General features: G+C 56.9%; 21 protein-coding genes. 7 read left to right on the top strand and 14 right to left on the bottom strand.

Annotated elements, in window-relative coordinates:
• Positions 1-25: 25 nt before the first annotated feature.
• Complete coding sequence (ubiG, locus tag ACR0AY_RS19380; protein ID WP_170515679.1) at positions 26-772, top strand: bifunctional 2-polyprenyl-6-hydroxyphenol methylase/3-demethylubiquinol 3-O-methyltransferase UbiG; 747 nt, start codon at positions 26-28, stop codon at positions 770-772.
• Between the two features lie 71 nt (positions 773-843).
• On the opposite strand, the gene ACR0AY_RS19375 is transcribed toward ubiG, so the two are convergent.
• From ACR0AY_RS19375 to ACR0AY_RS19355, 5 genes are read right to left on the bottom strand one after another with little or no spacing between them, the layout of a single operon-like run.
• A complete protein-coding gene (locus ACR0AY_RS19375) occupies positions 844-1,533 on the bottom strand; it encodes a hypothetical protein (protein ID WP_170515682.1) in 690 nt (229 codons plus the stop codon).
• 36 nt (positions 1,534-1,569) lie between these two features.
• The gene (locus ACR0AY_RS19370) at positions 1,570-2,010 is read right to left on the bottom strand and encodes a MarR family winged helix-turn-helix transcriptional regulator (protein WP_170395340.1); all 441 of its coding nucleotides are present in this window, start codon (positions 2,008-2,010) and stop codon (positions 1,570-1,572) included.
• A gap of 14 nt (positions 2,011-2,024) precedes the next feature.
• Positions 2,025-2,855, bottom strand: a complete 831-nt coding sequence (locus ACR0AY_RS19365) for a carbon-nitrogen hydrolase family protein (RefSeq protein WP_170515687.1) — start codon at positions 2,853-2,855, stop codon at positions 2,025-2,027.
• On the bottom strand, positions 2,855-3,112 hold the full coding sequence (grxC, locus tag ACR0AY_RS19360) for a glutaredoxin 3 (RefSeq protein WP_170395334.1): 258 nt from the start codon (positions 3,110-3,112) through the stop codon (positions 2,855-2,857). Before grxC ends, ACR0AY_RS19365 begins: the two co-directional genes overlap by 1 nt.
• Positions 3,113-3,149: 37 nt before the next feature.
• The gene (locus ACR0AY_RS19355; protein WP_480454510.1) at positions 3,150-3,914 is read right to left on the bottom strand and encodes a ComF family protein; all 765 of its coding nucleotides are present in this window, start codon (positions 3,912-3,914) and stop codon (positions 3,150-3,152) included.
• Here ACR0AY_RS19355 and ACR0AY_RS19350 point away from each other — a divergent pair.
• Both ACR0AY_RS19350 and hemH read left to right on the top strand, forming a co-directional pair.
• On the top strand, positions 3,895-4,725 hold the full coding sequence (locus tag ACR0AY_RS19350; protein ID WP_170515690.1) for a methyltransferase domain-containing protein: 831 nt from the start codon (positions 3,895-3,897) through the stop codon (positions 4,723-4,725). The genes ACR0AY_RS19355 and ACR0AY_RS19350 overlap by 20 nt on opposite strands.
• Before the next feature lie 55 nt (positions 4,726-4,780).
• Complete coding sequence (hemH, locus tag ACR0AY_RS19345) at positions 4,781-5,830, top strand: ferrochelatase (RefSeq protein WP_170515693.1); 1,050 nt, start codon at positions 4,781-4,783, stop codon at positions 5,828-5,830.
• 76 nt (positions 5,831-5,906) lie between these two features.
• Here the strand turns inward: hemH and ACR0AY_RS19340 are convergent, their stop codons facing one another.
• Positions 5,907-6,089 carry a hypothetical protein gene (locus ACR0AY_RS19340; RefSeq protein WP_010442520.1) on the bottom strand — a complete coding sequence of 61 codons (183 nt, stop codon included), beginning with the start codon at positions 6,087-6,089 and terminating at the stop codon, positions 5,907-5,909.
• A gap of 139 nt (positions 6,090-6,228) precedes the next feature.
• A complete protein-coding gene (locus ACR0AY_RS19335; protein ID WP_170395325.1) occupies positions 6,229-6,828 on the bottom strand; it encodes a L,D-transpeptidase in 600 nt (199 codons plus the stop codon).
• 169 nt (positions 6,829-6,997) lie between these two features.
• Between ACR0AY_RS19335 and dalA the strand changes: the two genes are divergently transcribed.
• Positions 6,998-7,513, top strand: coding sequence for a divisome-associated lipoprotein DalA (gene dalA / locus ACR0AY_RS19330; RefSeq protein ID WP_255611997.1), 516 nt, complete (start codon positions 6,998-7,000; stop codon positions 7,511-7,513).
• Between the two features lie 72 nt (positions 7,514-7,585).
• On the opposite strand, the gene ACR0AY_RS19325 is transcribed toward dalA, so the two are convergent.
• The 7 genes from ACR0AY_RS19325 to ACR0AY_RS19295 all read right to left on the bottom strand — a co-directional run bounded on the left by ACR0AY_RS19325 (position 7,586) and on the right by ACR0AY_RS19295 (position 12,365).
• On the bottom strand, positions 7,586-8,050 hold the full coding sequence (locus tag ACR0AY_RS19325) for a PTS sugar transporter subunit IIA (RefSeq protein WP_170395318.1): 465 nt from the start codon (positions 8,048-8,050) through the stop codon (positions 7,586-7,588).
• Positions 8,051-8,109: 59 nt separating this feature from the next.
• Positions 8,110-8,673 (bottom strand): ribosome hibernation-promoting factor, HPF/YfiA family, encoded by a 564-nt coding sequence (hpf, locus tag ACR0AY_RS19320; RefSeq protein WP_039541074.1) that lies wholly within the window; start codon positions 8,671-8,673, stop codon positions 8,110-8,112.
• Positions 8,674-8,925: 252 nt separating this feature from the next.
• Positions 8,926-9,684 (bottom strand): LPS export ABC transporter ATP-binding protein, encoded by a 759-nt coding sequence (gene lptB, locus ACR0AY_RS19315; RefSeq protein WP_170395315.1) that lies wholly within the window; start codon positions 9,682-9,684, stop codon positions 8,926-8,928.
• A complete protein-coding gene (locus tag ACR0AY_RS19310) occupies positions 9,684-10,175 on the bottom strand; it encodes an LptA/OstA family protein (RefSeq protein WP_255611996.1) in 492 nt (163 codons plus the stop codon). The genes lptB and ACR0AY_RS19310 overlap by 1 nt, the downstream gene beginning before the upstream one ends.
• A 3-nt stretch (positions 10,176-10,178) precedes the next feature.
• Complete coding sequence (locus ACR0AY_RS19305; RefSeq protein WP_170515696.1) at positions 10,179-10,787, bottom strand: LptA/OstA family protein; 609 nt, start codon at positions 10,785-10,787, stop codon at positions 10,179-10,181.
• A gap of 4 nt (positions 10,788-10,791) precedes the next feature.
• Entirely contained in the window at positions 10,792-11,754 is a 963-nt protein-coding gene (locus tag ACR0AY_RS19300; RefSeq protein WP_170515699.1) for a KpsF/GutQ family sugar-phosphate isomerase, read from the bottom strand.
• Positions 11,751-12,365, bottom strand: coding sequence for a ribonuclease D (locus ACR0AY_RS19295; protein ID WP_170515703.1), 615 nt, complete (start codon positions 12,363-12,365; stop codon positions 11,751-11,753). The genes ACR0AY_RS19300 and ACR0AY_RS19295 overlap by 4 nt, the downstream gene beginning before the upstream one ends.
• 143 nt (positions 12,366-12,508) lie before the next feature.
• Here ACR0AY_RS19295 and ACR0AY_RS19290 point away from each other — a divergent pair, with 143 nt between their 5' ends.
• The 3 genes from ACR0AY_RS19290 to ACR0AY_RS19280 all read left to right on the top strand — a co-directional run bounded on the left by ACR0AY_RS19290 (position 12,509) and on the right by ACR0AY_RS19280 (position 15,054).
• Positions 12,509-13,828, top strand: a complete 1,320-nt coding sequence (locus ACR0AY_RS19290; RefSeq protein WP_170423337.1) for an MFS transporter — start codon at positions 12,509-12,511, stop codon at positions 13,826-13,828.
• Between the two features lie 56 nt (positions 13,829-13,884).
• The gene (locus ACR0AY_RS19285; protein ID WP_170515708.1) at positions 13,885-14,313 is read left to right on the top strand and encodes an Lrp/AsnC family transcriptional regulator; all 429 of its coding nucleotides are present in this window, start codon (positions 13,885-13,887) and stop codon (positions 14,311-14,313) included.
• Positions 14,314-14,385: 72 nt separating this feature from the next.
• Positions 14,386-15,054, top strand: a complete 669-nt coding sequence (locus ACR0AY_RS19280) for a lytic transglycosylase domain-containing protein (RefSeq protein WP_170515711.1) — start codon at positions 14,386-14,388, stop codon at positions 15,052-15,054.
• The last annotated feature ends 7 nt before the right edge of the window (positions 15,055-15,061 follow it).

The raw sequence follows: 15,061 nt of genomic DNA, 5'->3' as shown, positions 1-15,061 counted from the left end.
CGTAAAAGAGCACACGGAGACAGGAATGCAAGCGCATCCGAACACGGTTGACCCGTCAGAGATCGCAAAATTCGAGGCGATGGCCGCAGAATGGTGGGACCCGCATGGGAAATTCAAACCTCTGCACATGCTGAATCCGTGTCGCCTGGATTATATCACACAGCAGATCGCAGGCGAGTTCGACCGTGATCTGAAAGCTCCACGTCCCTTCGAAGGCTTGCGCCTGCTGGATATCGGCTGCGGCGGCGGGTTATTGAGCGAACCGATGGCGCGTTTGGGCGCCACGGTCGTGGGCGCCGACGCCGCCGAAGGCAACCTGCCGGTCGCTCGCATCCATGCCGAGCAATCGGGGCTGCAGATCGACTACCGCCACACTACCGCCGAAGACATGGCCGCCGCAGGCGAACAGTTCGATGTGGTGCTGAATATGGAAGTGGTCGAACACGTCGCTGATCCGTTGGGTTTCCTGACCGCATCGCAGCAATTGCTGAAACCGGGCGGGTTACTGATCTGCTCAACCATCAATCGCAACCCAAAATCCTACGCGATGGCCATCATCGGGGCCGAGGTCGTCATGCGTTGGCTGCCGCGCGGCACGCACGAGTGGGACAAATTCATCACCCCGGATGAGCTGTTCGACCTGCTGCGCCAGGCCGGGCTGGAACCGGTGGACCGCAAGGGGTTCGTCTTCAACCCGATCCTGTGGAGCTGGTCGATCTCGGACCGGGATTTGAGCGTGAATTACGTGACGGCGAGTGTGAAGCCTAGGTAGGATGGGTTTTCAACCCATCTTGCAAGCATTTTCGATCTTAAGCGATGGGTTAAAACCCATCCTACGCTTGATTATTTTACGGCTAAACGGTGAAGGTAAAACGCTGAGGCAAAACCAGCTTCGTCCAACGAGTGTTTGAGACGCCCATTTAGAAAAACGCGATGTGGTACGCCCGGGTCGCGCCAAATGTCGATCCCGGACGCCGCATCTGCATTGCAGACAACGTCCCCGGGCTTGGCATCCTTCCATTCAGGAAGTCGAAAAAGGTCATCCCGGTCGGGTCGGGCTCGTCGAAGACTTTTTGACTCAGCAATGTTCAGCGTGCCGGATTTGTTTGCGATCCACAGGATCGAGTAGTCCTGCTCAATCGGTGTGATCTTGTCTCTTTCGAACAGGTTGACGGGATAAAGCCCCCCTTGCCCTAATTCGAGATTTTTGAGGATATCAGCCACATCTGATCGGATCGCCAGAATTCCAAACAAAGTGATTACAGGAGAATACTTCCCGTAGTGAGGCTCAAAATCATGATCTTCAGGAGCAACCTCTTGAAAGAAATCCGGCAAGATATCCTGCTGCTCCAGCGGCTCCCCATGGCGCTGCCAACGATACAGATTCGCATGATAACCTGATCCGGGTTGCCACCTGAAGGCATTGAAGCGTTCACTTGGTTCTTCAGGAAAATCATCGGGGACAAGCGCCCGGAATGGCCTCTGCAGGTCCATCCCGACGGTAATGTCTGAAACCCAAATTTCATCCGTCATCTTTTACGATCCTTTGGCGCAGTTGGCGTAAAGCCCCTACTCCCCCTCCAACTGCAACCGCAAATCCCGTAGCACGGGCAGCGTGCTGCGCACCCGCTCCAGCCCCAGCTCTCCGACCACGCGGTTGATCAGCGGGGCAATCGAGGAAATCGCCTGATCGCGTGCGCGTCGGCCTGCGGGGCTGATGGCGACCATCTTGCGGCGGGCGTCGTCCCAGTCGGGGCGGATGTGGATATAACCGGCCCATTCCAGCTTGGCCAAAGTGTTGGTCATCGCCCCGCGCGTCACATGGAACGTGTTGGCAAGTTGCGCCGGGGTGCGCTCGTCGCCGACAAACACCAGATGGTTCAGCACCGAGAAATGCGAGATTTCCATGCCCTTGGGCAGCACCCGGCTCAGCCGGTTGCGCAATAGCTGATCGGCGGTCAGGATCTCGCTGAACAGCGTGACCGCAAGGGCATTTTTTTCGTCAGTCATGGTCCGGTTCTGGATCAGGGTCCGTCAAAGGGGCGGACATGTGTTAGTGAAGGCACGCGTCGTCGCGCCTCTGTAACAGACCTATCATCCAAATCAAAAAAGTGAATGCCCGGATCGGTGCCTGCGTCGATCAGCACCTCTCCCCACGGGGCGACAACCATACTGTGGCCGTGTGTATATCGCGTCTTGCCACGAGTTTTAGGGTGCTCACCCGTTTGTGCCGGAGCCAGCACCCAGCAGCCGGTCTCAATGGCCCGCGCGCGTAGCAGCGCTTCCCAATGGGCCGCACCAGTGACCGGCGAAAACGCCGCCGGGACAGTGAGAATCCGCGCGCCTGCCTGCGCCAAAGCGGCATACAGGTAGGGAAATCGAATATCATAGCAGATGGTCAGTCCGACTTTATCGAAATCGGTGTCGGCAATCACCGCTTTCTGACCGGGGCGGTAGTTCTTCGATTCGCGGAAGGTCTCGGATTCCGTGACCTGCACGTCGAACATGTGAATCTTATCATACCGCGCCACGATCTGCCCCTGCGGGTCGATCATGAAGCTACGGTTGGCAAAGCGGCCATCGGCATCATGCGTTTTGATCGCTAGTGAACCGATGAGCAGCCACACACCCAAATTGGCGGCCTGTTCGCCAAGGCCCGCCAGAGTGATATCGTCTTCTTCATGCTGCAAAACCTCGCGCTGCCGAGTGGTGCTGGTTGAGACGCAATTCGTGACTTCAGGCGTCAGAATGAACTGCGCACCTTGCGCAGCTGCATCGGCCATCATGGTTCGCACCATGTCCAGATTCTCGGTCGGATCATCCGACGCGGTGATCTGCAGCAAAGCGGTTTTCATCAAGCCGCCAGCAGGCGGTCCAGCTTGCCCTGACGTTCAAGCTCGTAAAGATCGTCGCACCCACCAACATGGGTGGTGCCCACAAAAATCTGCGGCACAGTGCGTTTTCCTGCCGCGCGCTGGATCATTTCAGGTTTGCGTTTCGGATGCATCAGCACGTCGATTTCCTTGAATTCGACGCCTTTCTGTTTCAACAACCGCTTGGCCGCATGACAAAAGCCGCACAGCGGCGAGGTGTAGATTTCTACCGGCTTCATATTCCGTCCCTTTGGGTTTCGCACATTCTTGGGCGAATTAGGCATCCTTGGCAACGCGCGCCAGTACCAACACGAAAATATGATTTGCCCCTGACGCGCGACAGACACGCGCGCAGGCGTCCAACGTCGCACCCGAGGTCATAACATCATCGACCAGAAGAATATCCCGGCCTCTGATCATGGGAGCACGTTTTCGGTGCAGGGATATGGCGTTGGACAACGCAAGGGATCGCTCAACCGCAGTTTTTCCATCCAGAACAGGGGTGCGTACCGTGCGTACCAGAAGATCGGGGCAGACACTCAACTCCGCTTCCCGGCCCAGATGCCCCGCCAGCAGCGCCGATTGATTGTAGCGACGCTTGATCAGCCGGGTCCAGTGCAGCGGAACCGGTGCGATCAGCATGTTCGGGCGCAACAGCTCGTGCCCGGCTTGGGCCATCCAGCGGGCGGCAGGGCGGGCCAACTCGGACCGATCCCCGTGTTTCAGGGCAAGTATCAGCGCCTTGGCGCCCCCTTGATACAGCAATGCTGACCGACCATCCTGCCACGCGCGTGGCGCCTTTAGGCAGTCATCACATTCAATCCGGTGCCCGTCCTGCGCGCCGGGAAGTGGCATGCCGCAGCTTTCGCAGACGGTGCCACCGATGAACGGCGTGTCGCGCCAGCATGCACCGCAGAGGCCAAAATCGGATTCGGTCAGTGCTCCGCAGGACAAGCAACGCGGTGGGTAGATCATCTCGACAGCGGTTTGAATCCCCTGACGAATGCGATACTTGCGGCTTATGAAGCTTCCGTCCGACACTACACCCTCTCTGTTTGACCGCGCCGTCCTTGCGCTTCACCGCAGCCGCGCGCGGGACGACGCGCTTTTCCTGCACCGTGCCGCTGTAGACGAAGTGCAGGATCGTCTGTCCATGGTTAACAAAACCTTTAAGGCACCCGCCGTCGTGACGCCCTTTCCCCATATCTGGGAGGGGTTGTGGCCCGAGGCCCGGGTGATCAGGGATGAAGATGTTCTCGACCTAACTCCAGGAGAGCATGATCTCTTGATACATGCGATGGCACTGCATTGGGCAAACGACCCGGTCGGCCAACTGATCCAATGCCATCGCGCCCTAAAATCCGACGGATTGCTGTTAGCGGTATGTTTAGGGGGCGACACCCTAAAGGAATTACGCGCGGCCTTGGGTCAAGCCGAGATCGAGGTGACTGGCGGTCTCAGCCCCCGTATTGCTCCCATGGCCGAGCTTCGTGATCTGGGGGGGCTGCTGCAGCGGGCCGGGCTGGCTTTGCCCGTCGCCGACAAGGCGACACTGTCTGCGGAATACCGCGATCTGCTGCATCTGATGCGTGATCTGCGTGCGATGGGAGAAACCAACGCATTGGCCGATCGCCTGAAACACGCGACCCGACGTGCTGTTTTTGACAAAGCGGAAGACATCTATGCCGGACATTACAAATCGCCACAGGGCCGCCTGGCGGCAACATTTGAATTGATCTGTCTGACGGGCTGGGCCCCCGATGACAGCCAACCCAAACCTTTGCGTCCGGGATCCGCCAAGATGCGGCTGGCTGATGCGCTAGGTACGGATGAGGGCAAACTGCCCGATTGACGACCGGCCTTTTCCCTATATCTCAGGCCAGACACCACAAATCAGGAAGCTTTCAATGTTTGATGCCACTCGTCCAACCCATGCCCCTGCAGACCATCCCAAGGTCAAGATGGGCCGCGTCGGCATCCTGCTGGCTAATCTGGGAACTCCAGATGACTACAGTTATTGGCCTATGCGGCGGTATCTGAACGAGTTCCTGTCGGACAAGCGCGTGATCGACTACCCGGCGTGGAAGTGGCAGCCGATTCTGCAAAGCATCATTCTGACCAAGCGGCCTTTCAGTTCGGGTGAGGCGTACAAGTCAATCTGGAATCACGATAAGGGCGAAAGCCCGTTGATGACGATCACCAAAGATCAGACTGCCAAGCTGCGCGCAGCGATGCAGCAGCGGTATGGCGATCGGGTGATGCTGGATTTTTGCATGCGCTACGGCAATCCTTCAACTCCGTCGAAGGTCCGAGAGATGGTAGAAGAAGGCTGTGATCGCATCCTGTTCTTCCCGCTCTACCCGCAATACGCCGGTGCCACGACTGCTACAGCAAATGATCAGTTCTTCCGCGCGTTGATGAAGGAGACATGGCAGCCTGCCAGCCGAACTGTTCCGGCCTATTTCGACGAACCTGCCTATATCGATGCGTTGGCGAGCTCTGTCGAGCGCGCCTATGCAAATATGGAGACAAAACCGGATGTCCTGGTCTGCTCGTATCACGGGATGCCCCAGCGCTATTTGCAGCAAGGGGACCCCTATCACTGCCAATGCGTGAAAACATCAAGGCTACTGAAAGAGCGTCTGGGATGGACGGATGATCAGCTGATCTCGACCTTTCAATCGCGCTTTGGACCAGAAGAATGGCTGAAGCCCTACACCGTTGATCACGTGGCTGATCTGGCGCGTCAGGGTAAGAAGAACATCGCCGTCATCGCACCTGCCTTCTCTGCCGATTGCATTGAGACGCTGGAAGAGATCAACGAAGAGATCAAAGAGAGCTTCGAAGAGGCGGGTGGTGAATCGTTCACCTATATCCCTTGCCTTAACGACGATGATTCGCATATCGCCGCGCTGAGCAAGGTGATCGAAGACAATCTGCGTGGTTGGTTAGACTAATCGCGCGCTTTCACCAGACACGAAAAAAGGCGGTGGTTTGCACCACCGCCTTTTAAGTGCATAAAGTCTCGTCGACTTAGCTTGCTGCAACAGCTGCGGCAACAACAACCAGCAGGATCAGCGGCAGGATGATGCCCTGCGACGAACCTTGGGTCTCTTCGACAACAACAGGTGCTTCAACAACCGGCTCTTCCAGGTTGCCAGCATATGCGGTCGAAGCAGCAGCAGTCAGAGCAGCAGCGAGAACGAGTTTCTTCATATTAACCTCCAGAATTTGCGCGATTCCCAATAGCGAAACCACGCATCTAAGACTTACCTCGTGAGTTTTTCTAATCAGCAATGCAGGCGGATTGCAATTGCAACTTGTCCCGCAAGCGGGTTCGTGCGCGAAAATGTCGTCAAATTAGCAACACTTGCGTGCCGACCTTGGCCATAGAAAACAGTTCGGCGATGTCATCGTTGAACAAGCCAATGCACCCGTTCGACGACCGGCGTCCAATTTTACGCGTATCGTGGGTGCCATGGATGCGATAATACTTCCAGCTCAGATATAAAGCGTGTGTTCCCAGCGGGTTATCAGGACCCGGCGGAATATAATCCGGCCATTCAGGGTTGCGCTTCTTCATCGATGGCGTCGGTGACCAGCTTGGGCCTTCCACCTTGCGAATGACACTGGTGCGTCCGCGACGGGTCAATTCCTCGGTCAAAGGCACCGAAGAGGGGTACAGTTTGTATACGGATTGATCATCTGACCAATAATGCAGCGCTCTGGATACGGTATCCACCAGAATGGCGCCGTTTCTTGTGTTCGAAAAATAGGGCTGCCAGTCCAGCGCACGGAATCCCGACACATTGCGGCGTACCGGAGCTTCCGGTTCCGGGGCGGGGCGTAGCGGATCGCCCGGAATATACTGAGCCAACGCAGGCGAGGCCAAGCTAGCGGTTGCACCGGCCAGGAATCCCCGGCGCGTCGATGTAAGAATATGTTTCTTGACCATGGAGATCGGTCCTCTGCTAACAGCAAATGCAAAATCTAAGGCATTTTATGGCCAGAATGCTTCAGTCGCAAATCAAACCGGCAGAATCACGCAAGGTTGGGGCATTGTAGGTTTGCTCCGGGCGGTCAAGCAGGCTATTTCCCTTCTCGACACAATATTTAGGCCGATCATGACACGTATTCTTTCTCTACTAGCGATTTGTTTTGTCGCACTTGCGGCATGTACCGATTCGGGCACATCCGCTATTGGCGCCGATGGCAGGCCGCTGCCATCCGTGTACAAAATTCGTGGCAACCCTGAAAAGCTGCAGTTCAGAATGCTGGATTCGGTGAATGCCTTGCGGCAGGCATCTGGCCTGCAACAGGTCCAATTGAACTCGCAACTGAATGCAGCTGCCGCCACTCATGCGAAAGACATGGCGCGACAGAATCGGCCATGGCATTTCGGTTCGGACGGTTCGTCTCCGTTGGATCGCGCGGCGCGTGCCGGTTACTTCGGTACATTCCTGGGTGAAGCGATCTCGGAAACCTTTGAGACCGAGACCGAAACGCTGGCCGCATGGATGCAGGAACCCGGTCCTCGTGCTGTGATCATGGACCCGCGCGCCACCCAGATGGGATTCGCCTGGCACCAAGAAGGCGGTGGCAAGATCTGGTGGACGCTGGAAATGGGATCCGGCGGCTGATCACGCCAGCTAAAGAAACAAAAAAAGCCCCCGACAAATCGGGGGCTTTTTTTTTGTTGATAAGTGGGCCAATCAGGCAGCTTGCATCGATTGCGCTTCAGTCAGAATGGCATACAGCTTTACCGGGTCAGGGTTGGCCCGCAGCTTGGCGCAGACCGATTGCTCGCGCAGCGTGCGCGAGACCAACGCCAGCGCCTTAAGGTGTTCAACCCCCGCCTCTTCTGGCGCAAACAGGGAAAACGCCAAATCGACCGGCTGACGGTCGACCGACCCGAAGTCGATGGGCTTTTCCAGCATGACAAACACGCCCGAAACCGATTCCAGTTCGGAAAGCCGTGCGTGCGGAAGTGCAACACCATGTCCAACACCAGTTGGGCCAAGGCTCTCCCTCTCAAGCAGGCTGTCTACGATCGTCTGAGCATCCAGCCCAAGCGTCGCGGCGCCCACATCGCCAATTTCCTGAAACAAACGCTTCTTGCTGGAAGCAGCGGACAGTACACGCACCGCTTCTGGCTTTAGAATGCTCGAAAGCTCCATCATTTTGCTCCTAAGCCGTGCCCCCGGCTATTCGGGGGCAGGCCGATTTGTCTTGCCTGTTACGGATCGATCCAACCGATATTGCCGTCCTCGCGGCGATAAACGACATTCAATCCGTCCTTGTTCTCATTTCGGAACACCAGTACCGGAGCACCAGCGAGTTCCATCTGCATGACGGCCTCACCAACACTGAGCGATGGGATCTTGGTTTCCATCTCAGCCACGATCATGGGCTGCAGCGATTCGGGTTCGTCTGCCGTCTCCGATTCGTCAGAGGCGAGGATATAAGAGGACGCGCCAAAGAGTTCAACCGGCTCGGATCGATCCTTATGGTGGTCTTTCAGGCGGCGCTTATAGCGTCGCAGTTGTGTCTCCATCTTGTCGCAGCAGCCTTCGAATGCCGCGTAGATCTCGGTCGCGTGCGCCTTGGCCTGTGCGGTCAGGCCGGTCGACAGATGCACGGTGGTTTCGCATACATATTCATGCGCCGAACGGGAAAAGACGACATTGGCGTCTGTAGGCCGCTGGGCATATTTGCCCACGACCTCGCCCAGTTCGGTCTGCACATGGGTCTGCAGGGCCGCACCGATGTCGATCTGTTTTCCGCTGATTTGGTAACGCATGTGATCTCCTTCACAATTCACACCCATTCTGACGTCGCGTAACGCAACTGACTTGTTTTTATCGGGTGGGGGGTATCGGCATGTTCTGCGGTTGCCGTTGGCCCGGCCCTTCAACGAAGGGAGATCGAGATCCAGTTTGGAACCGAAGAAATGCCATATGCCAATTGAGCCAAGAGGTGAGGGAAGAGTCAATCAAAACAGGTGTGTATATACGTGATTTCCGTCATGCATCAGGCGCATCTCCGCACAACCTTATGAAATACGGAAGTTTTCACCCAGATAGACCCGGCGAACATTTTCGTTTTCGACAACTTCGTCGGGCGTGCCTGACATCAAAACCTGGCCGTCATGCAAGATATAGGCCCGGTCCACAATCTCCAGCGTTTCCCGGACGTTATGATCCGTGATCAGTACTCCGATGCCACGCTTTTTCAGATCGGCCACCAGATGCCGGATATCACCGACACTGATCGGATCGACACCCGCAAATGGTTCGTCCAACAGCAGATATTTCGGATCGGCGGCCAGACAGCGCGCAATTTCGACCCGTCGGCGTTCCCCGCCGGACAATGCCAATGCAGGCGCTCGGCGCAAGTGTTCGATGGAAAAGTCCGATAGCAGCTCTTCCAGCCGCTCCTTGCGGCGATGGGCATGTTTAACCGTGATATCTAGAACCGAAGCGATGTTGTCTTCAACGCTCATCCCGCGGAAAATCGACATCTCCTGCGGCAGATATCCGATCCCCATCCGGGCACGACGATACATCGGCAGGGTCGTGACGCTCTGCCCATCAATCGTGACCGTGCCCGCTTCGGGGAAAACCAGACCCGCGACAGAATAAAAAGTGGTGGTCTTGCCCGATCCGTTCGGGCCTAGCAACGCTACGACCTCGGAGCGGTTCAATTCCATGGACACATCGCGAATGACGGTCTTCTTGCGATAAGACTTTCGTAGCTTTTCGATCTTCAGACCGGAAGAACCTTCAGCGATGGAGAGTTCGGGCCGGTTCATCAGTTGCCACCTTGTTGCAGAATGGTTTTGACACGCCCTGACATCGTCGCGGTTCCCGTGGTCAGATTTGCAATCATCTCGTCGCCGCTGATGATACTTGGGCCCTGCGTCAGCAACACGTTGCCCTTCATCTCAATCACGCCGGAATCGATGGTGTATTCTGCCCAATCGCCCTCGGCTGCGTCGGGCGGACTGACCAGAACCACGTTTTCGGTGGCCTCCATCCTTTCGATGGCCGAGCGTTCTTCGTTATAGATGACAAGAACCCGGTCTGCCGTCAGGCGCATCTCACCCTGGATGACAATGACGTTGCCGATAAACTCGGCCGATCCATCTTCCTGATTCACGTTCAATGTCTCGGACGTCACCTCGACCGGCAGCGTCGGGTCGGCATTGACCGAGCCGAACGCCACCTGAGCCTCTTGTGCAGAAACAGGTGTGGCTCCGACAGCCACGGCAAGACACAAAAAGGCGACACGTAAATCGAACACAAGTTATCTTTCTGCTTTTTGCGGCTCATATATCAACTTCACGCCGCCTGTAAAAAGAATATGAACCGGACCGTCCTTTTTTTCGGTCCCAAACACCATTCTTCCGGCAGTAAAGTCGCCAATCGGACCGGTTCCGTCAATCTGTCCAGGGCTATCACCACGTATTTCATCCAGCGACGTATTCAACAGGTCGGTGGTGACCTGGATGCCGTCTCTGGTGGTGATGACCACATCCCCTGCAAACGTTGCAGTACCCTTGTCTGGCCTGATGATGCCTGTGTTGGATTCGAGTGTGATCTCGCCCCCATTGCTTAGTCCAAAGCGGCCCTGCACTTCGGCTGCAGTCGGCGTGTCGCCATCGCCACCCTGACTGGCCCTTCGGGCTTCGACGCGGATTTCCTCGCCCTTGCGGGTGACACCTTTATAGTCGGGCCGCGTAACCACCTGGTCTGTCAGCCGGTCGTCAATATCCTGATCAGTGAACGGCACCGAGACATTGGTGTCGACGCTGCGAGAAAGAAGAAAGACAGAAGACAGCAACAAAATCGCCACAAGCGGTAGCAGTACCTTCAGGAACTGCACCCATCGGGAATGGCGATCAACTTCAGCCATCTTCCTAACCCAATCCTACACGCAGACAGTCATGTATGTGCAGCAGACCCAAGGCTGGGCCATTTGTGTCAGGATCAACCACAAAGAGTGACGTGATCTTGCGATCGTTCATGATTGCAACCGCCTCCTCCGCCATGGCACTTGGCGCAATGGTCATTGGGTTTTCGGTCATCACCTCTTCGGTGTTTTTGCTCAATAGCCCGTCCATGTTCCTGCGCAGGTCGCCATCGGTCACAATACCCAGCAAACGACCTGCCTGATCAGTGACTCCCACAACACCAAAGCTCTTCTGACTCATGACCAGCAGCGCCTCGCTCATCGGGGTGCCAGCGGTCACCAAGGGCAAATCTTCATGCATCAGATCACGCACAGTTGACAGTTGCGCCCCCAACTTTCCACCGGGGTGGTAAGCGCGGAAATCTTCGGGTTTGAAATCCCGGTACTTCATCAGCGCAATCGCCAGCGCGTCGCCCATCGCAAGGGTCAGCGTCGTCGAAATTGAAGGCACCATCCCAAAGCCGCAGGCCTCTCCCAGTGACGGGATAAGCAGATGCACATCCGCCTGTTTCATCAAGGTGCTTTCCGGCTTGCTCGACAACCCGATCAGCGGAATTCCAAAGCGACGCGTAAAGGCCAGCAAGTTCGCCAGTTCCGGCGCTTCACCTGAGTTCGAGATCGCAAGGACCACATCGCCTTTCGAGACCATGCCCAAATCACCATGGCTGGCTTCGGCGGGATGGACAAAATAGGCGGGCGTACCAGTGCTGGCCAGAGTCGCTGCGATCTTGTGGCCAATATGGCCGGACTTGCCGATACCACTGATGATGATGCGGCCAGTGGCTTGCAGGATCAGCTGTACGGCCTCGGCGAAGTGCTCGTCCAAGCCATCGGCCAGGACATCCAGCGCACGGGCTTCGTCGGTGACAACCTGCCGGGCGGTTCTGAGGAATGCTTCGGTATCAGTCATGAATGCGCAAAAATATCGGTTTCGGGCCAGCCTGCGAGGTCAAGCTTCGCACGCATTGGCAGGAAGTCAAAACACGCCTGCGCCATTTCGGTGCGGCCTTCGCGGGCCAGACGTCCGTCCAGTGTATCCCGCAGTTGGTGCAGGTACAAAACATCCGATGCCGCATAGTCCAACTGGGCATCAGTCAGCGTTTCAGCGCCCCAATCGCTCATCTGCTGCTGCTTCGAGATATCGACGCCAATCAGTTCCTGACACAGATTCTTAAGACCATGACGATCAGTATAGGTGCGCACCAAACGGCTGGCGATCTTGGTGCAATAGACCGGGGCGGCCAAAGCGCCGAAGGTGTGATACATCGCAGCAATATCGAAGCGGCCAAAGTGGAACAGCTTCAAAACATTCGGATTTTCCAGCATCGCACAGAGGTTCGGCGCCTGCGTCTGCCCAATCTCGACCTGAACGATATGGCTGTTGCCGTCCCCTCCTGACATCTGGATCACGCACAGGCGATCTCGATGCGGGTTCAACCCCATGGTTTCGCAGTCAATGGCCACGGTGGGGCCCAAATCCAACCCGTCCGGCAGGTCATTTTTATACAGATGGTTCGCCACGGAAATGTCCTTTGTGCGCTTTCGGCCCCGAGATAGGCGGTTTGGTCCGCAAACTCAACGCCGTCCTTGGAAAAGCCGCACCCTTGACCTAATGGCCAACACGAGAACTATGGATGCGACACCGCGATTGAGAAATTCCGACAATGCTCAGCATCCTGAAAAACCGTACCTACAGACACCTGTTGGCCGCGCAGGTCGTGGCACTGACCGGAACCGGGTTGGCGACGGTGGCCCTTGGGCTGTTGGCTTTTGATCTGGCCGGAGAGTCCGCAGGGTTGGTTCTTGGTACCGCTCTGACGATCAAAATGATCGCCTATGTCACCGTTGCCCCGCTTGCTGCTGCCTTTGCCGAGCGGTTAGATCGTCGCCGGATGCTGGTTGCACTGGATCTGGTGCGCGCTGTGGTTGCGCTCTGCCTGCCTTTCGTGTCCGAAATCTGGCAGGTCTACGTGCTGATCTTTGTGCTGCAATCCGCCTCAGCCGGATTTACACCCGCGTTTCAGGCCACCATCCCGGATGTGCTGACCAACGAACAGGACTATACCAAAGCCCTGTCCCTGTCGCGGCTGGCTTACGATCTGGAAAGCCTGCTGAGCCCGATGCTGGCCGCCACCTTGCTGCTGTTCGTCAGTTTCGACAGCCTGTTTCTGGGCACCTGTGTCGGTTTTGTCGCCTCGGCCTTGCTTGTGGTGTCTGCAACCCTGCCCTCACCCAAACCCTCCCAGCCGCGTGGCATCTATGACCGCACCACGCGCGGCATTCGAATTTATCTTAAAACCCCGCGCCTGCGGGGGCTGCTGGCGCTGAGTTGGAGCGCGGCCGCGCTCAGTTCGATGGTCATCGTCAACACGGTCGTGATCGTGCGCGGCGATCTTGGTCTTTCTGAAAGCGCCGTTGCCGTCGCGCTGGCCGGGTTCGGTGGCGGTTCGATGCTCGCGGCATTTGCACTGCCACGCCTTCTTGATCACATTCCAGAGCGTCGCGTCATGCTGGGAGGTGCATCATTGGCGACGGGCACCATGGCAGCAGCGGCGCTGCTATCTGCCACCCTACCGATGACGCTGGGCTTACTGACAACGACCTGGCTATTGGTCGGCTTTGGATACTCCAGCACGTTGACGCCCTCGGGCCGCCTGCTGACACGATCCGCCCACCCCGAAGATCGACCCGCTGTGTTTGCCGCACAGTTCACTCTGTCTCATGCTTGCTGGCTGGTGCTTTATCCCCTGGCCGGGTGGCTGATGACCCGATTTGGCGCAACTGTGGCGATGGCCGGAATGGTAACTGCCGCGATTCTGGGTCTGGTTCTTGTGCTCATTGCCTGGCCACGGCGCGAAGACAATGCGGTGGTCCATCACCATCCTGACCTTCCACAGGATCACCCCCACCTGTCTGGGCCAAAACCTCATGCGCATCCGATCATCATTGATGAACTGCATCCCCGTTATCCGCACCAGCCTTGAGCCCGGGCACCAAACTACCCTAAACCGAGGCGAAGTTGCCTGAACCCGGAGCCGCAATGGACCAGCTTGACCGACGCATCATCGCCGCCTTACAGCACAATGCGCGCGACTCGACGACCCGCATTGCAACAACACTTGGCGTCGCGCGGACAACGGTGCATGAACGCATCAATCGAATGGAAGAGCGGGGCGTCATCGCTGGTTACTCGGTCGTCCTGCGCGAAACCGAAGATACGCCACGCGTTCAGATCATCGTTCTGCTTGAAGTGCAGCAGAAAGAAACCACACGGATCATCAAGCGGCTTGAAGCTTATCCCGAGGTCAAACTGTGTTTATCAATCAATGGCGAATTTGACCTGCTGCTTTCCGCCGAAGCGCCACGGATCGAAGATCTCGACATTCTGGTCGACGAACTTGCGCGCATCCCCGGCGTATTGCGTACCAACACCAGTGTGGTTTTTGGCCGAAAGATTGATCGAAACTAAGGCGCGCTAACTCTCTGTAAACAGATGATTGGATAGCTTGGCCCGGACTGATCAGAATTCCGGACCGGCAGAATGCCAACTCAAAACCTCCTGATTGCGGCGCTTATGTTTTTGGCGCAGGCCGCAGACGCGGCGACAACGGCAGCTCTTTGTGATCGCGCAGCGCAACGGGCTGCGCTGGCCGAAGGCGTTCCGCTCGATGTTCTAAAGGCAATTGCCCGCGTTGAAACAGGCCGCACGCTGGACGGGGTACTGGAACCCTGGCCATGGACCGTCAATCGTGAAGGACAGGGATATTGGTTTGCCTCCGAGGTTGAGGCAAAGTCTTACGTGTTTGAAATCTTCAAATCCGGTGTACGCAGCTTTGACGTCGGTTGCTTTCAGATCAACTATCGCTGGCACGGCAAGGCTTTTCGCTCGATCGACGCGATGTTCGATCCGGATGAAAACGCAACCTATGCGGCGCGGTTTCTGGCCCAGCTTTATGCGGAACTTGGATCATGGCCTGCCGCTGCCGGGGCCTACCACTCGCGCACGCAGCACCTTGCGGCCTCATATTCTGATCGTTTTCAGACCGTCCTGGCGCAGCTGGATGGCTCGGGCACAGCCCACGAACGCGATCCATTCACAGCATCTGCCAGTCCGCTCAACCCGCTGAACGCTCATCCGGTCGGCCAGAACGCGCTGGGGTCACTGGTTCCCGAAACCTCTACAGCCACCGCCTTTATCGCTTTCAATTAGGAGCAGA

The organism is Ruegeria sp. A5 (assembly GCF_056543005.1).
Note: the sequence above shows the minus strand (reverse complement) of the source record. Positions and strands in the feature narration are given on the sequence as shown.

What these genes read in the sequence shown, in the direction of transcription:
- ubiG (WP_170515679.1), top strand. Translation starts at nt 26, where the DNA reads ATGCAAGCGCATCCGAACACGGTTGACCCGTCAGAGATCGCAAAATTC.
- ACR0AY_RS19375 (WP_170515682.1), bottom strand. Translation starts at nt 1,533, where the DNA reads ATGACGGATGAAATTTGGGTTTCAGACATTACCGTCGGGATGGACCTG.
- ACR0AY_RS19370 (WP_170395340.1), bottom strand. Translation starts at nt 2,010, where the DNA reads ATGACTGACGAAAAAAATGCCCTTGCGGTCACGCTGTTCAGCGAGATC.
- ACR0AY_RS19365 (WP_170515687.1), bottom strand. Translation starts at nt 2,855, where the DNA reads ATGAAAACCGCTTTGCTGCAGATCACCGCGTCGGATGATCCGACCGAG.
- grxC (WP_170395334.1), bottom strand. Translation starts at nt 3,112, where the DNA reads ATGAAGCCGGTAGAAATCTACACCTCGCCGCTGTGCGGCTTTTGTCAT.
- ACR0AY_RS19350 (WP_170515690.1), top strand. Translation starts at nt 3,895, where the DNA reads ATGAAGCTTCCGTCCGACACTACACCCTCTCTGTTTGACCGCGCCGTC.
- hemH (WP_170515693.1), top strand. Translation starts at nt 4,781, where the DNA reads ATGTTTGATGCCACTCGTCCAACCCATGCCCCTGCAGACCATCCCAAG.
- ACR0AY_RS19340 (WP_010442520.1), bottom strand. Translation starts at nt 6,089, where the DNA reads ATGAAGAAACTCGTTCTCGCTGCTGCTCTGACTGCTGCTGCTTCGACC.
- ACR0AY_RS19335 (WP_170395325.1), bottom strand. Translation starts at nt 6,828, where the DNA reads ATGGTCAAGAAACATATTCTTACATCGACGCGCCGGGGATTCCTGGCC.
- dalA (WP_255611997.1), top strand. Translation starts at nt 6,998, where the DNA reads ATGACACGTATTCTTTCTCTACTAGCGATTTGTTTTGTCGCACTTGCG.
- ACR0AY_RS19325 (WP_170395318.1), bottom strand. Translation starts at nt 8,050, where the DNA reads ATGGAGCTTTCGAGCATTCTAAAGCCAGAAGCGGTGCGTGTACTGTCC.
- hpf (WP_039541074.1), bottom strand. Translation starts at nt 8,673, where the DNA reads ATGCGTTACCAAATCAGCGGAAAACAGATCGACATCGGTGCGGCCCTG.
- lptB (WP_170395315.1), bottom strand. Translation starts at nt 9,684, where the DNA reads ATGAACCGGCCCGAACTCTCCATCGCTGAAGGTTCTTCCGGTCTGAAG.
- ACR0AY_RS19305 (WP_170515696.1), bottom strand. Translation starts at nt 10,787, where the DNA reads ATGGCTGAAGTTGATCGCCATTCCCGATGGGTGCAGTTCCTGAAGGTA.
- ACR0AY_RS19300 (WP_170515699.1), bottom strand. Translation starts at nt 11,754, where the DNA reads ATGACTGATACCGAAGCATTCCTCAGAACCGCCCGGCAGGTTGTCACC.
- ACR0AY_RS19290 (WP_170423337.1), top strand. Translation starts at nt 12,509, where the DNA reads ATGCTCAGCATCCTGAAAAACCGTACCTACAGACACCTGTTGGCCGCG.
- ACR0AY_RS19285 (WP_170515708.1), top strand. Translation starts at nt 13,885, where the DNA reads ATGGACCAGCTTGACCGACGCATCATCGCCGCCTTACAGCACAATGCG.
- ACR0AY_RS19280 (WP_170515711.1), top strand. Translation starts at nt 14,386, where the DNA reads ATGCCAACTCAAAACCTCCTGATTGCGGCGCTTATGTTTTTGGCGCAG.